This is a genomic window from Williamsia sp. 1135 (assembly GCF_002095395.1).
Lineage (GTDB): Bacteria > Actinomycetota > Actinomycetes > Mycobacteriales > Mycobacteriaceae > Williamsia.
Map to the genome: position 1 here is coordinate 22,305 of NZ_MJEI01000097.1, position 14,175 is coordinate 36,479.

Genomic DNA, 14,175 nt, shown 5'->3' on the forward strand with positions numbered 1-14,175 from the left:
AGCAAGAAACAGTGAGCAACAACAGATTCGAAGGCAAGACCGCCATCGTCACCGGAGCCGCCGGTGGCATCGGCGAGGTCTACGCACGCCAGTTGGCTGCGGAGGGCGCCAATGTCGTGGTGGCCGACCTCAACGACGAGGCCGGCAAGCAGGTCGCCGCCGATATCGGTGGTCTCTACGTCAACACCGATGTCGCCGACCCGGAGTCCGCGCAGGCCCTGGCCACCGCCACCCTCGATGCGTACGGCCAGATCGATTACCTGGTGAACAACGCCGCGATCTACGGCGGAATGCAGCTCGACTTCCTGATCACCGTGCCGTGGGACTACTACAAGAAGTTCATGAGCGTGAACCTCGACGGGGCACTGAACGTGACCCGCGCGGTCTACGGACACATGAAACCCGGCAGTGCCATCGTCAACCAATCGTCCACCGCTGCATGGCTCTACAGCGGCTTCTACGGTCTCGCGAAAGTCGGCGTCAACGGTTTGACCCAGCAGTTGGCCACCGAACTCGGCGGTTCCGGCATTCGCGTCAACGCCATCGCGCCAGGGCCGATCGACACCGAGGCCACCAAGTCGACCACGCCGGGCAACATGGTCAAGGACATGGTCGCCAAGCTGCCACTGTCCCGGATGGGGACTCCCGACGACCTCGTCGGCATGCTCCTGTTCCTACTCTCCGACGAGGCGAGCTGGATCACCGGGCAGATCTTCAATGTCGACGGCGGACAGATCATCCGGTCATGAGCGATCACACACCCGTCGGTTTCATCGGCCTGGGCAACATGGGACTTCCGATGGCGCAGAAGCTGGCCGGATGGGACGGCGGTTTGACCTTCTGCGACCTGAACCCGGATGTCGACGTGGAGGGCGCGACGCGCGCTGATTCCGCTGCCGAGCTTGCCAAGTCCGCGAGCGTCATCGGAGTGACCGTCCTCAACGACGAGCAGGTCAACGCTGTGGTTGCCGGTCCGAACGGCATCCTCGAGACCGCGGAGCCGGGCACCGTGATCGCGATCCATTCGACGATCAGCCCCCAGACCGCGGTCGATCTGGAAAAGCAGTGTGCGGCGCAGGGCGTGGCCCTGGTTGACGCGCCGGTGTCCGGGGGTGCAGACGGAGCGAAACAGGGCCGTCTGGCGATCATGGTCGGCGGCGAGCGGGACGCCTATCTGAAACTGAAAGAACCCTACTCGCTGGTGTCGGACATGATGATCCACGCCGGGCCGATCGGGGCCGGTACCAAGATGAAGCTGGCCCGGAACCTCCTTCACTTCATCTCGTTCACCGCCACCACCGAGGCCTCTCGGCTCGCCGAGGCAGCCGGGATCGACATCGTCAAACTCGGCAAGGTGGTTCGCCACACCGACGCGATCACCGGTGGCGCCGGAGCGATCATGCTGCGGGAGACCACCGCCCCGATTGCAGCCGACGACTTCTGGTACGACATCTTCACCCACGTCCGAGGACTCGGCGAAAAGGATCTCGGACTGGCCTTGCAATTGGGAACCGAACTGGGCGTGGAACTTCCGCTGGGCGAGATCGCCTTGGAACGGTTTGCCGACGGTTTGGGCGTAGGAAGGGACAACGCATGACATCGGAAGACACCACTGAGCAGCGTCAAAAGGGCTTGGACATGATGTCCAAGGTCTACGGCTGGGAGATGAAAGACGGGCCGGGAGACTTCTTCGCGCACACCGCCGATCATCTCTTCGGCGAGGTGTGGACGCGTGAGGGGCTCTCGATCAGGGACCGTCGGTTGCTACTCCTGGGCGCGTTGGCGGCCACCGGACAGACAGATGTCGCAGAGATCCAAGCGGGTGCCGCACTGGGCAACGGGGAACTCGACGGTGACCAATTACGCGAGATCGCACTCTTCCTCTGCTACTACATCGGGTGGCCGCAGGGCACCCGGCTCAACTTCATGTTCGGCGACGTCATCGGCAAGTACGAGAAAGCCCAGCGGAAACAGGCGCAGAGCAACGGGACCCAAGCGAGCTCATGACCTTCTTCGCGACCCGGTACGACTTCCGGGCGCCTGGCGCCTCACCGACCGCGCGTGCCGAACTGTTCGCGCGCGCGGTCGAACAGGTCTCCTACCTCGACACGCACGATCAGGACGTCGTGATGCTCTCCGAGCATCACGGCTCCCCCGACGGATATCTTCCGAATCCACTGATGGTTGCCTCGGCGTTCGCGGCCGTCACCTCCCGGATCATGCTCACGATCTCCGCCATCGTCGTCAATCTGCACCACCCGCTCCGGCTCGCCGAAGACATCGCGGTGCTCGACCACCTCAGTGGCGGCCGGGTGTCGTACACCCTCGGACTCGGCTATCTCCCTGACGAATACGCGCAATTGGGCGCGTCCTGGAAGACGCGGGGCGCAGACATCGAGCAGGCCATCCACGTTCTGCGTCAGGCATGGACCGGTGACGAGTTCGAGTTCGATGGACGCCCGGTGCAGGTCACCCCCACACCCCTGTCGCATCCGCATCCCATGTTGTCCTACGGCGGAGGATCACGAGCGGCAGCGCTACGGGCGGCACGTCTGAACCTCGGCTTTCAGCCGCAGGTCGCCGATCCCGAACTGCGCGAACTCTACGACAACGAATGTCGGGCACACGGTCGCGACCCCGGCTTCGTGATGACTCCGCCACCGGGACCGTCGACAGTCTTCTGTGCCGAGGATCCCGATCACTTCTGGCGCGAGTACGGCGAGTTTCTCCTCGCCGACGCCAGAGCCTACGACGCCTGGCACGGCGATCACGCGTCCCACGTCAGGGACAGCTCGACAACCGTCGCCGAATTACGCAGCGGCACCGGCTACGTCGTGTGCACTCCGGATGAGCTGATCAACCGTTGCCGAAGCCGCGAGTTCAAACTCGTCACCAGCCACCCCCTCTGTGCGCAGGCATGCCCGAGAAGCCGTCCTGGGAGAGCGTCCACCTGATCGGCGAGAAGGTCATCCCCGCGCTGAGGTCCTGACGTCGAGTGACTCTGCGAACGAAGCAATCGACGCGCCGGTGAGTTCCGGCTGAATGAGTGGGAACAGGTGACTGGCGCGAGGTATCACGGTGAGGTTCGCACGCGGTGACACCGCCGCGAAGCGACGTTCATTCACCCGGAACTGGTCCCAGCCACCGTTGATGAACTCGATCGGCCCCGGATAGCGGGCGAGCTCGCCGAGGGCATCGAACCGAGATACCTCGGCAACGACGTCCTTGATCGACGCCAACGCAAGGCCACCGACCTCCATGTCCTCGGACACCTGCCGTCCGACCGCGGCACGGGTCAGCCACCGGCTCATGGTCGCAGCTTGCTCCGGCAGGTAGGCGGTTGCGGCCCCGAAGGCACGGAACGGGGTGGCGAAGAACCGGCTGGGTTGCGCGGTCGCGCACATGGCGACCAGGCCTGCGACAAGTTCGGGACGCCTGCCCGCGACTGCCATCGAGACGTAGCCACCCATCGACATGCCTGCCACCACCGCAGGTCGGCCGAGCACGTCGATCGCATCTGCGACGGCGTCGACGGCGCCGGCAAGGGTGAAAGTCTCATCCCTGCGCTCACCGTGACCAGGCAGATCCGGACACACCACGCGTCTACCGGGAATGGCAGCGGCAATCCGGTGCAGCGAGGCACCACTGACGCGCATCCCATGGACCAGGACGACCGGCGTAAGTGCAGACGCAGACACGACGCCAGTATGCCTACGCTGCCGACCGACAGGCGTCTTCGGCGTGAACACCGTCGGTGGGTAACGTGAAGAACTGTGTCTGAACCCGAAGCGCTGTCCGCCGCCGAGGCCGATGCAGTCCGCGCCGTCTGGCAGCAACTCGGCCTGCCCGGACTGATCGACGTGCACACCCACTTCATGCCGAAGCCGGTCATGGACAAGGTCTGGGCGTACTTCGATTCGGTGGGACCCCTGGTCGGCCGGGAGTGGCCGATCACCTACCGCGCCGACGAGGACCGACGGGTAGAGGTCCTGCGCGAGTTCGGTGTACGCGCGTTCACGTCGATGATCTACCCCCACAAACCGGAGATGGCCGCGTGGCTCAACAGCTGGGCCGCCGACTTCGCCGCACACACGCCGGACTGTCTCCACACGGCGACGTTCTATCCGGAGATCTCGGCACCCCACTACGTCGACGCCGCCATCGAATCCGGAGCGAAGATCTTCAAGTCGCACATCCAGGTCGGCAACTACAATCCGACTGATCCGCTGCTCGACGGCGTCTGGGGTGCAATCTCCGACGCGGCCATACCCGTGGTCATCCATTGCGGATCGGGTCCGGCACCCGGACAGTTCACCGGACCGCAACCGATCACCGAACTCTTACGCAAGTTCCCGAGTCTTCCGCTCGTCATCGCGCACATGGGCATGCCCGAATACGATGAGTTCCTGGATCTGGCAACAACATACGACCGGGTTCACCTCGACACCACCATGGCGTTCACCGACTTCGCCGAAGAGATGGCGCCGTTCCCGATCAGCTCGACCCAGAAGCTACGCGACCTCGGCGATCGCATCCTCTGGGGCAGCGACTTTCCCAACATCCCCTACACCTACACCAGCGCCCTTGACGCCGTGACGCGGCTCGGCCTGGGTGACGACTGGGCCCGCGGGGTGCTCTACGACAACGCGGCGCGGCTGTTCCAGATCACCTGACCCACAGATGCACACGTTCGAGCCAAATGCACACGTTGCAACGTGTGGTTATGACTCAAACGTGTGCATTTGCAGGGTGTTTCAGGTCTGAGCCGCCGCGCGCGCCGCAATCCGGGCCTGCACCTCCGGCCGCCTCAGCGGCGGAACCGTCTTCGGCGGTTGGCGCCGGGCCGGCAGCGCCTGCAGCAGCTCGGTAGTCGCCGCCGTCACCCGCTGTACCGCGAGTTCGAACGCGTCGACGCTGGCCGCCGACGGCTTCTGCACGCCGCTGACCTTGCGTACGTACTGCCGCGCCGCCGCCTCGATCTCGACGCCGGTCGCGGGCGGTTCGAGACCGCGCAGTTCAGTTATGTTGCGGCACATGGGCCCTCCCTGTTGTTACTCGGAAATCTTGACAACCGCCTTGCCGAGGATCTTGCCGTTTGCCAGGTCGTCGAGCGCCTGCGGCAACTGGTCCAGCGTGTAGGTGACGTTGACCGGCGGACGCATCCCATCCGCGACCATGGCCGTCAGGTCCTCGTGCAACTGGGCAGGCAAAGCCGGATGGGTACGCACGTACTCGCCCCAGGCCGCGCCCACGACAGAGATGTTGCGGAACAGGACGCGGTTGAGCTTGACCGTCGGGATCCCACCGGCTGCGAACCCGATGACCACAAAGCGACCGTCCGGTGCGACCTGACGCAACGCCTCGTCGAACACCTCACCGCCGACGGGGTCGATGAGTACATCGACGCCGCTCCCGGTGAGCTCCTTGATCTTTGCGCCCCAGCCCTCTTCGAGCTGGACGACCTCGTCGGCACCGACCGAACGGAGCAACTCCTCGGCCCCCTTGCGGTGGACGATCGCGATGACCCTCGCGCCCATGGCTTTTGCGACCTGGATCGTTGCGACTCCGACACCGCCCGCACTACCCAGGACGCCTACGGTTTCCCCCGGCTGCAGATTCGCCCGCGTCTTCAGCGCGAAGATCGCGGTCTGCAGGTTGATGCCCATCGCGGCACCCTCGTCGAAACTCAGTTCCGGCGGGATCCGCAAGAGCTGGTCGGGCGCCGCAACCACTTTCTCCGCGAAACCACCGACGATCGACATCACCTGGACGCGGTCGCCGACGGAGAACCCCGACCCGGCCGGCGCCTGTGCGACCACGCCCGCGACCTCGGTCCCGGGAGTGAAAGGAACAGGCACCTTGAGCTGGTATTTACCCTGACTCATCAGCAGATCGGGAAAGCACACCCCGCAGGATTTGACGTCGACGAGCACCTGATCGTCATTGGGTACGGGGTCGGGGACATCATTGAGGGTGAGTCCGCTCGGGCCGGTTTCTTCGTTGAGTATCTGCGCCTTCATAACGCACAACCCTACGCGGCACGCCACTAGGATCACAGGCATGACATCAGTACCCGAAACCCGCACCGACCAACCGTCCGAGCGGCACCTCCAAGCTGCCGCCGACGCCCCCGGTTTCATGCCCATCGACGAGGCCATCGCGCTGTATCAGGTTGCCGGGCAATATCTGTCGAAGGGCGACGCCGTCGGAATCGGCGTCGAGATCGGCACCTACTGCGGCAAGTCCACCGTATTCCTCGGCGCAGCGGCGGAGCCCGTGGGCGCAACCATCGTGACGATCGACCATCACCGCGGCTCCGAGGAGCACCAGCCGGGCTGGGAGTACCACGACACCTCGCTCGTCGACCCACACACCGGCACCCTCGACACGTCCGCCCGATTCCGGCAGACCATGTGGGACGCAGGCCTCGAGGACACCGTCATCGGGCTGCTGGCCACGTCGACAGCGGCCGCGAAGGTGTGGGGACGGCCCGCCGACTTCATCTTCATCGACGGTGGTCACAGCAGCGAAGCAGCTCAGAACGACCTCGCCGGCTGGGCCCCGTGGGTGCGCGTCGGCGGCGCGCTGCTGATCCACGACGTCTTCCCCGACCCCGCGGACGGCGGACGTCCGCCGTTCGAGATCTATGAGAAGGCGCTCTCGACCGGGCAGTTCACCGAGGTCGGCGTGCAGGGATCGTTGCGGGTGCTGCGACGCGACTCCGGCGAGCCCGGCCGGCCCCTGTTCTGAAAGGCCCCACCGTTCTGAACCGGGCTCTACGTACGTGCCGGGAGCCGATGTACCCGGACCTCGAGCCCTGAATCGTCGCCGATGGTCGCCGTCATGTAGGTGCACTGCGGCTGTCGGCGACGATCGGTCGGCGATCCCGGATTGAGCAGACGCAGCCCTGTGTCAGTGGTGGTGTCCCAGGGAATGTGGCTGTGCCCGAAGACGAGGACGTCGGTGTCGGGATACGCGAGGGACATGCGCTTCTCGCGTCCCGCCGACGCTCCGGTCTCGTGGGTGACGGTGAAACGCAGCCCACCCAGTTCGACGTCGGCACGTTCGGGCATACGCGCCCGAAGGTCCTCACCGTCGTTGTTGCCCCAGCACGCGATCAGCCGTTTCGACCGCGACTCGAGCGCCTGGAACAACGCCAGATCAATCCAGTCGCCCGCGTGGATGACCACATCGGCGCGGTCGACCGCATCCCAGACCTGCTCCGGCAGGTCTTGGGCACGCTTCGGTATGTGTGTGTCGGAGATCAGCAGCAGATCCACCACACGACCGTAGCGCGTGCGTGCATGGACGCGGCCCGGCGATCAGGTCGCCGGGTCGGTCGCGACGACCACGCTCTCGGAGTCGTCCTTACGGGCGCCCAGGTAGGCGCGTTCGACCAGAGAGGGATCGTGGCGGAGGGCGTCCGCGGCCTCGGTGAGGACGATCTCGCCGTGCACCAGGATTGCTGCTCGGTCGGCGACTTCGAGTGCCAGGTGCACGTGCTGTTCGACCAGGATCACCGCCGTTCCACGCTGCTCTGCGACAGTCCGCAGGATCGGCAGGATCGATTCGACGACGACCGGGGCCAGTCCCATGCTCAGTTCGTCGATCAGCAGCACCTTGGGTTGCTGGATCAGCGCGCGTCCGATGGCGAGCATCTGTTGCTCGCCGCCGGAGAGTTGTCCGGCGTCCACTTTCAGACGCGCACCGAGCGCGGGAAAGTAGTCGAGAACCTCACCGAGCGCCTGTTTGCCGCGATCGCGGCCCCGAGTGGCCAACTGCAGGTTCTTGCGCACGCTCAGGCCGCGGAACAGGGCGCGGTCGTCGGGGACGAGGACCAGACCTGAACTCACTGCCGCACGAGGACTTCCGCTCTTGACTGCGGCGTCGCCGACGCTGACGTGACCGGAGAAACGCGGCAGCAACCCGGCCAGCGTCATCAGCAAGGTCGTCTTCCCGGCACCGTTGGGCCCGAGCAGGCACAGCACCTGTCCGGCCTCGAGGGTGAGATCGACGTTGCGCACGCACGGACTTCGCTTGAAGTATCCGGCTTCGAGTCCGGTGCAGACCAGCGCACTCATGACGTCACTCCTGGCTTGGTGAGTTCGGTGGGTGGAGACGACTCGCCCGCGGCTTTCGGCACACCGAGGTAGGCGCGGATGACCTCCTCGTCAGCCCGGATGACCTCGGGGGTTCCTGTTGCGATGACCTTGCCCAGATCCAGCACGATGATCCGGTCGCACACCGACAGGACCAGTTCCATGTCATGGTCGACCAGCAGCATGGTCACGCCGGTGTCGCGGACGGCACGCAGACGTGCACCCAGCCAACGGCTTTCGGTGCTGTCGAGGCCGGCGGCGGGTTCATCGAGCAACGCCAGCGAGGGATTGCCTGCGAGCACCCGCGCCACCGACACCAGTTGGCGTTGCCCCTGCGACAGGGATGCGACCGTGACGTCTGCGACACCACCGAGTCCCAGTCGTTCCAGAACCGCGTCGACACCGGCGGATCCGCTTGCGCCCCCACGTGCACCGACGGTGACGTTCTCGTGCACCGACAGGTCGTCGTACAGTTCCACGTCCTGGAAGGTGCGGCCCAGCCCGCGGCGACTGCGCTGGTGCGGCGAGACGCCATCGAGGCTCTGCCCGCCCAGGGTCACGGTGCCGTCGGCGTCGGCGAATCCGCTGATGGCGTCGATGAGGGTGGTCTTGCCTGCACCGTTGGGACCGATGAGGCCGACGATCTCACCCTCGAACACCTCGAAGGAGACATCGCTGACCGCTGCCACAGTCCCGTACCGAACGCCCACCCCGGAGATCGCCAGCAGCGGCACATCAGATGTCGACACGCGCGCGACGCCATCGGCCTCGTCGGCCGATCGGGCAACCTCTGAGCCCGTCGGTGCGGTGCCGGCAGGCTGTCGGCGCGAGGCGATCGCATGCTGCACTCGCCCGGCGATGCCGTCAGGGTTGACCATCACGGTGACGATCAACAGCACGCCGCTGACCAACGCGTAGTAGTCACCGAAATCGAAGGCGCGGTCGAGGAAGACGAACAACAGTGCGCCGGGTGCCAGCACCCCGGCGAGCAGACCACCGGACACCGAGGTGATCCCGGCGGTGTAGATGACGGCGAAGATCGCGATACCCGCGAAGACGCTGTAGGACCCGGCGGTCGCGAGCGTCTGTTGGTAGGCCAGCAGGGTGCCGCTGATTCCCGCCAGGAATGAGCCGATCGCGAAGGCGGCCAACTTGGTTCGCGACACGTTGATCCCTGCCGCGGCGGCGGCCCGCTCGTTCGCCCGCACCGCGAGCATCGCCGAACCCAGCCGGCTACGACGCAACAGGGCAACGCCGACCGCCGCGGCAACGACGATGATCAGGCACATCAGACCGAATGAGATCCTCGGATAGTTCTCCCCCGCGCCGATTCCCAGATCGGCACCGAAGATCTCGGGCGCGTCGAAGTTCGCGCCCTCGATCCCACCGTTGAACGAGGGATTGCGGAACCAGAAGGCCTCCAGGAACACCGCGAGCGCCAAGGTCACGACCATGAACGGCAAACCCCTGATCCGCAGCGCCGGCAGACCGACCACCACGCCGATCACCGTGGCCATGAGGGCGGCCAGGATCGGCGCGAACGGAAACGGGATACCGAGCTCGGTGTTGACCACACTGAGTCCGAACGCACCCGCCCCCGCCAGGGTCAGCTGGGCCAGTGAGACCTGCCCGGCGAACCCGGTGACCACCACCTGCGAGAGCCCGAGGATCGCGAAGATGAACGTCGCGATGATCGCCCCTCGGTAGCTGCCGGAGGTCAGACACACCGCCGCGACCGCGACGCCCGTACCCACGATGGCCGGAAGCAGGACCCGTCTCGGGCGAGGCGCGCGACCCAGATTCTGATGCACGATCGCACCGCGACTGGGCAGCGGACGACCCTTCACCACGAGGAAGACCAAGATCAAGATCAACGGAATCGCCTCGGACACACCTGAATCAGGCACCCAGTCGTAGAGACTCTGAAAGTGGGTCCCCTCTGACTGCAGGACACCGATACCCAGCCCTGCCGCCACCGCGAGCGCCATCGACGAGAAGTTGCCGACCAGGGCCGCGGCCAGCGCCGGCACGATGAACATCGTGTAGGCGATCGGACTGAGCGGGACGATCGGCGCGATCAGGATGCCGCCGAGCCCGGCGATCACCGAGGACAGAGCCCAGTTGCTGATCGCGATGCGGTCGGGCGAGAGCCCGGTGACGAAGGCGCCCTTCTCCGATTCTGCCGCGGCCTCCGTTGCGACACCGAACCGGGAGAAGTGATACGCCAGCGCGACCACGGTCGCCAACGCGACGATCACGACCGCAAGCCAGATCCGGTCCGTGGGCACCTGGCTCTCGCCGATCGAGATGGTCCCCGGCTCGAAGATCGGCGCCACCGGAACCGACGACGTTCCCAGCCGCAACGCGAGCAGCGCCTGAATCGTCAGCATCAGGCCGATCGAGGCCACTGCCTTGGCGACCACCGGCGCCGACCGCATCGGGCGAAAGATCGCCAGATACAGCACGGCCCCGAGGATCGCCGCGATCACCAGCGAAATTGCCACAGCCGGAACAAGTCCGAGATCACCGCCGAGATCGATCGACGAAGGGAAGCCGGGAATCGGGTTCAGTAGCTCACCCTGGCGCAGCATGCCGTAGGTGTACGTGGTGTACAGCGCCACAGCGCCCGTGGCGAAGTTCACCACCCCCGAACTCTTGAAGGTCATCACCAACGCGAGTCCGAGGGCGGCGTACACCGCACCATTGCCCAGACCTAGGAACAGATAGGCAAAGTGTTCGGTCATCTACTTCATTCCCAACTTCTCATTCGACACAGACGAGCCGGCAGGTCGAACGGATCTAACCGACAGGGGTGAGATTCTGCGGACGGCCCTGGCTGTCCACCTCACCGATCAACAGGGACTTGCTGCAGATCGACTTCAGTTGCGGGATCGCGGTTCCGTCGCAGGTGAACGTCAGTCCGGTGCCGAGTGGCAACGGGGTGTTCTTCGCAGTCCGCAATGCTTCTGTCACCGCGGCCGGAGTCACGTCACCGGTCAGATTCTGGATGACGCGGTACAGGCCCATGACTCCCTGGTAACCGGTGTATCCGTAGCCGCGGATATCGGTCTCCGGCGCATACTGTTCCATCACCGAGCGGTACTCCACCGAATCAGGCTCATCCGAATACAGGTCGACGGTGGTGAAGTCCATGATGCCTTCGATGACCGAACCGCCGACAGCTTCGACGACTTCCGGTGCTACACAGGTCGGGACGACGAATCGTTCTTTTCCGGGAGCCACGGTCTGGATGGTCTTGAGCACCGTGATGCACATGTTCGCGTCACCGACGATGGCCACCGCATCCGGGTTGTCAGACAGACCTGCGGTCACCTGCGGTGTCGGATCCGGTACCCCCGAAGGGATCGGGACGACCTTCAACTCCAGGCCTGCCGCGGAGAAGATCGGGGTGCCGATCGCCGAGATCGCGGCAGGGGTTCCACCACCGTCACCGGACAAGAGTGCAATCTTCTTGATGCCGTTCTTCGCCGAATACTCTGCCATTCCGGACAACACGCCCGGCAGGCCCGCCGTGTACATGAACGAGTCCGGCGAGGTCAGCTCGATCGGGGTGACGCCGACAGGGCCGGTGTACGGGATCCCCGCGCCCGAGAGGATCGGCAGCATCGCCGCGCCCTGCGCTCCGCCGGGAACGACGACGGCGGACACCTTCTCCTCGACCATCTGGTTGGCACAACTCGTCGCGGACGACGGCTCTTCCTGTTGCTTGCACACGACGAGATCGATGGGCCGCCCGCCGATTCCGCCCAGGTTCGCGTTGATGTATTCGGTGGCGGCCTCGGCGTTCTCACGATTGGCCGGGAAGGATGCGAAGGAGCCACCCTCGCTGTTGATGAACCCGATCTTGATCGGGGCCCCGGTCGCCTCGTTCGCCGGCAACGCAGTCGTTGCCAACGAGGACTCCGAACTGTCGCTGCTGCTGTCCGAGCCGTCACTGCACGCAGTGACTCCCAGCGACGCGACCAGCAGCGAGATGCCGACTCCGACGATTGCCCGATGCCTTCGACAACTCACGTTGCGTGCCTTCATATGTGGTGTCCTTTTCAGTCCGTGGTGAGGCGAACGAGATGTGCGACGCCGATACACCTTCGCGGAGGGACTGTTCGGCCGGCGAATCCGGCAGGCGAGGGTGAAGGACGACGCGATGGTGATGCAGGTCACTTCTGTTGTGGAACGTAAGGGACATTACGCATGGACGTCCGTGTCGTCAACCGGATCGACGAGTGTCCATTTTATGAAATCGTTTCTCGCACAGCACAAAAAGATCACGTTCGCCGCTTGCTCGAAACGTGACCGCCCGGGTCAGAACTCAGGCCGAATAGGCTTCGCGCACCTTCCGCTTGAGGATCTTTCCGGTGGCGTTCCGGGGCAGCGGCCCGCGGCCGAAGACCACGTCGGTGGGTATCTTGTACTCTGCCAGCGTCTCCCGAACAATGTCCTGGACATCGGCAGTCGTCATCTCGCGGCCGTCGTGAGTGTTCACGACGGCGACCACCGTCTCACCGAGACGCTCGTGAGGGACCCCGAACACCGCAACCTCAGCGAAGAGACCCGAGGCCATGAGCGCATATTCGACCTCGGCGCAGTAGATGTTCTCGCCCGCCGAGATGACGATGTCCTTCTTGCGGTCGACCACGAAGACGAGTCCGTTGTCGTCGAGATAGCCGAGATCACCGGTGCGGTACCAGGTCCCGTCGAAGACCGCGGTCGTCTCTTCCGGACGATCGAGGTATCCGGCCATGATCAGAGGTCCGCGGGCCTGGAGTTCACCGATCGCACCCGGTGGCGCGATGGAACCCGCCGGGTCGACGACCCGAACATCCATCACCGGACTCACCGGTCCGGACGAATCCGGGTGTGCCGCCAGCAGATCCCCGCCCGCCGTGCAGATGCTGCCGGTCGCCTCGGTCATCCCCCATCCGACGCTACGGCCGGCAGACGGTAGCACCGCACCGATTCTCGCCACCAGATCCGGTGGGGTCGCCTGACCCGCCGGTGAGATGTTCACCAGACTGGCCACCGCCTCGGGCGGAGGGTTCACCGACAACAGGTCTGTGATGACCATCGGCGGGCCGGCGAGCATCGCCAGTTTGTGCCGGGAAATCATCTCGATCGCCGCCGCAGGATTCCACCTCCGCAGGATCACCACGAAACCACCCGACGTCATCGTCGTGAGCAACGAGACGAGCCCCGAGGTGTGGAAAAGCGGAAAGATCAGCAGCGCTGACAGTTTCGGCATCAAGTCGCGCAGGGCGTCGGCTTCCATGCCGTACTTACGGGCATTCACCGCGATGTTCATCTCTTTGATCAGTCGCAGATTCATGATCATCGTGCAAACGTTGCGCTGCGTGAGGACCACACCCTTGCTCCGCCCCGACGTACCTGAGGTGAACAGGATCAGGCATGGGGAGTCAGCGGTCACGGCCGCCGGTTCCGGGCTCACCGATCCGCTCGCGACGAGGCCGGCATAGTCCCGCGCCGGGCCGGTGGGCAGTTCACCGTCGACCACGATCAGCTCGGCGAGTACGTCGCTCTCTCGGACGAGAGCGGCACGTGCGCCGTCTGCGATCACCACGACGCAGGACGCGTCGGACACTGCTGCACCGATCTGACCGGGCGTCTCACGACTGTTGAACAGCACCGCCACTGCGCCACGTCGCGCGATCGCCATCAGTGAGACCACAAACGCCAGTTGATTTCTCATGATCACACCGACCCGTTGCCCGGCCTCGACCCGATATTCCGCACCCAGTGCCCCGGCCAACCGCTCCGCCAGCTCCGCGACGTCGCGATAGGTGTATTCGACCCCCTCTTCGATGAGGAGGGTGCTGTCGGCGTAGGCGTCGGTCAGGCCACGCAAGACGTCATCGAGACTGCCCGGGGTGTCGCGGTAGACCCTCATGGACTCTCCGGCAACGTCGAGCGTCGTCAGCGCGAACGGACCCTGCGGACCGGTCAGGTCGGACTCGAGCTCGCGATACACGGACACCGATTCGAGAGCTGCGGTCATGTGGGGTCTCCTCTATGACTTCTCCGCTGTGACAACTCCGCAGGA

The 14,175-nt window shown here is 65.0% G+C and carries 14 protein-coding genes; 6 read left to right on the forward strand and 8 right to left on the reverse strand.

Annotated features, from left to right (window positions below; all coding sequences use genetic code 11):
• Positions 1–11 precede the first annotated feature (11 nt).
• From BFL43_RS16330 to BFL43_RS16345, 4 genes are read left to right on the forward strand one after another with little or no spacing between them, the layout of a single operon-like run.
• A complete protein-coding gene (locus BFL43_RS16330; protein WP_084893564.1) occupies positions 12–749 on the forward strand; it encodes an SDR family oxidoreductase in 738 nt (245 codons plus the stop codon).
• On the forward strand, positions 746–1,597 hold the full coding sequence (locus tag BFL43_RS16335) for an NAD(P)-dependent oxidoreductase (protein ID WP_084893565.1): 852 nt from the start codon (positions 746–748) through the stop codon (positions 1,595–1,597). The genes BFL43_RS16330 and BFL43_RS16335 overlap by 4 nt, the downstream gene beginning before the upstream one ends.
• Positions 1,594–2,007 (forward strand): carboxymuconolactone decarboxylase family protein, encoded by a 414-nt coding sequence (locus tag BFL43_RS16340; protein ID WP_084893566.1) that lies wholly within the window; start codon positions 1,594–1,596, stop codon positions 2,005–2,007. The genes BFL43_RS16335 and BFL43_RS16340 overlap by 4 nt, the downstream gene beginning before the upstream one ends.
• Positions 2,004–2,954, forward strand: coding sequence for an LLM class flavin-dependent oxidoreductase (locus BFL43_RS16345; RefSeq protein WP_240498305.1), 951 nt, complete (start codon positions 2,004–2,006; stop codon positions 2,952–2,954). The genes BFL43_RS16340 and BFL43_RS16345 overlap by 4 nt, the downstream gene beginning before the upstream one ends.
• Positions 2,955–2,966: 12 nt before the next feature.
• Here BFL43_RS16345 and BFL43_RS16350 read toward each other — a convergent pair whose 3' ends face one another.
• A complete protein-coding gene (locus BFL43_RS16350; protein ID WP_084893567.1) occupies positions 2,967–3,698 on the reverse strand; it encodes an alpha/beta hydrolase in 732 nt (243 codons plus the stop codon).
• Positions 3,699–3,773: 75 nt separating this feature from the next.
• Here BFL43_RS16350 and BFL43_RS16355 point away from each other — a divergent pair, with 75 nt between their 5' ends.
• On the forward strand, positions 3,774–4,673 hold the full coding sequence (locus tag BFL43_RS16355; RefSeq protein WP_084893568.1) for an amidohydrolase family protein: 900 nt from the start codon (positions 3,774–3,776) through the stop codon (positions 4,671–4,673).
• Between the two features lie 81 nt (positions 4,674–4,754).
• Here the strand turns inward: BFL43_RS16355 and BFL43_RS16360 are convergent, their stop codons facing one another.
• On the reverse strand, positions 4,755–5,036 hold the full coding sequence (locus BFL43_RS16360; protein WP_084893569.1) for a DUF2277 domain-containing protein: 282 nt from the start codon (positions 5,034–5,036) through the stop codon (positions 4,755–4,757).
• 15 nt (positions 5,037–5,051) lie between these two features.
• Positions 5,052–6,020, reverse strand: a complete 969-nt coding sequence (locus BFL43_RS16365; RefSeq protein ID WP_084893570.1) for an NADPH:quinone oxidoreductase family protein — start codon at positions 6,018–6,020, stop codon at positions 5,052–5,054.
• Between the two features lie 40 nt (positions 6,021–6,060).
• Between BFL43_RS16365 and BFL43_RS16370 the strand changes: the two genes are divergently transcribed.
• Positions 6,061–6,750, forward strand: a complete 690-nt coding sequence (locus BFL43_RS16370; protein ID WP_084893571.1) for a class I SAM-dependent methyltransferase — start codon at positions 6,061–6,063, stop codon at positions 6,748–6,750.
• 26 nt (positions 6,751–6,776) lie between these two features.
• Here BFL43_RS16370 and BFL43_RS16375 read toward each other — a convergent pair whose 3' ends face one another.
• The 5 genes from BFL43_RS16375 to BFL43_RS16395 all read right to left on the reverse strand — a co-directional run bounded on the left by BFL43_RS16375 (position 6,777) and on the right by BFL43_RS16395 (position 14,130).
• Entirely contained in the window at positions 6,777–7,280 is a 504-nt protein-coding gene (locus BFL43_RS16375) for a metallophosphoesterase (RefSeq protein WP_084893682.1), read from the reverse strand.
• 42 nt (positions 7,281–7,322) lie between these two features.
• Positions 7,323–8,081: an ABC transporter ATP-binding protein gene (locus BFL43_RS16380; RefSeq protein ID WP_084893572.1), complete on the reverse strand. Its 759-nt coding sequence runs from the start codon at positions 8,079–8,081 to the stop codon at positions 7,323–7,325.
• Entirely contained in the window at positions 8,078–10,843 is a 2,766-nt protein-coding gene (locus BFL43_RS16385) for a branched-chain amino acid ABC transporter permease/ATP-binding protein (RefSeq protein ID WP_084893573.1), read from the reverse strand. Before BFL43_RS16385 ends, BFL43_RS16380 begins: the two co-directional genes overlap by 4 nt.
• Positions 10,844–10,898: 55 nt before the next feature.
• Positions 10,899–12,149: an ABC transporter substrate-binding protein gene (locus BFL43_RS16390; protein WP_084893574.1), complete on the reverse strand. Its 1,251-nt coding sequence runs from the start codon at positions 12,147–12,149 to the stop codon at positions 10,899–10,901.
• 280 nt (positions 12,150–12,429) lie between these two features.
• Complete coding sequence (locus tag BFL43_RS16395) at positions 12,430–14,130, reverse strand: class I adenylate-forming enzyme family protein (protein ID WP_084893575.1); 1,701 nt, start codon at positions 14,128–14,130, stop codon at positions 12,430–12,432.
• Positions 14,131–14,175: the final 45 nt, after the last annotated feature.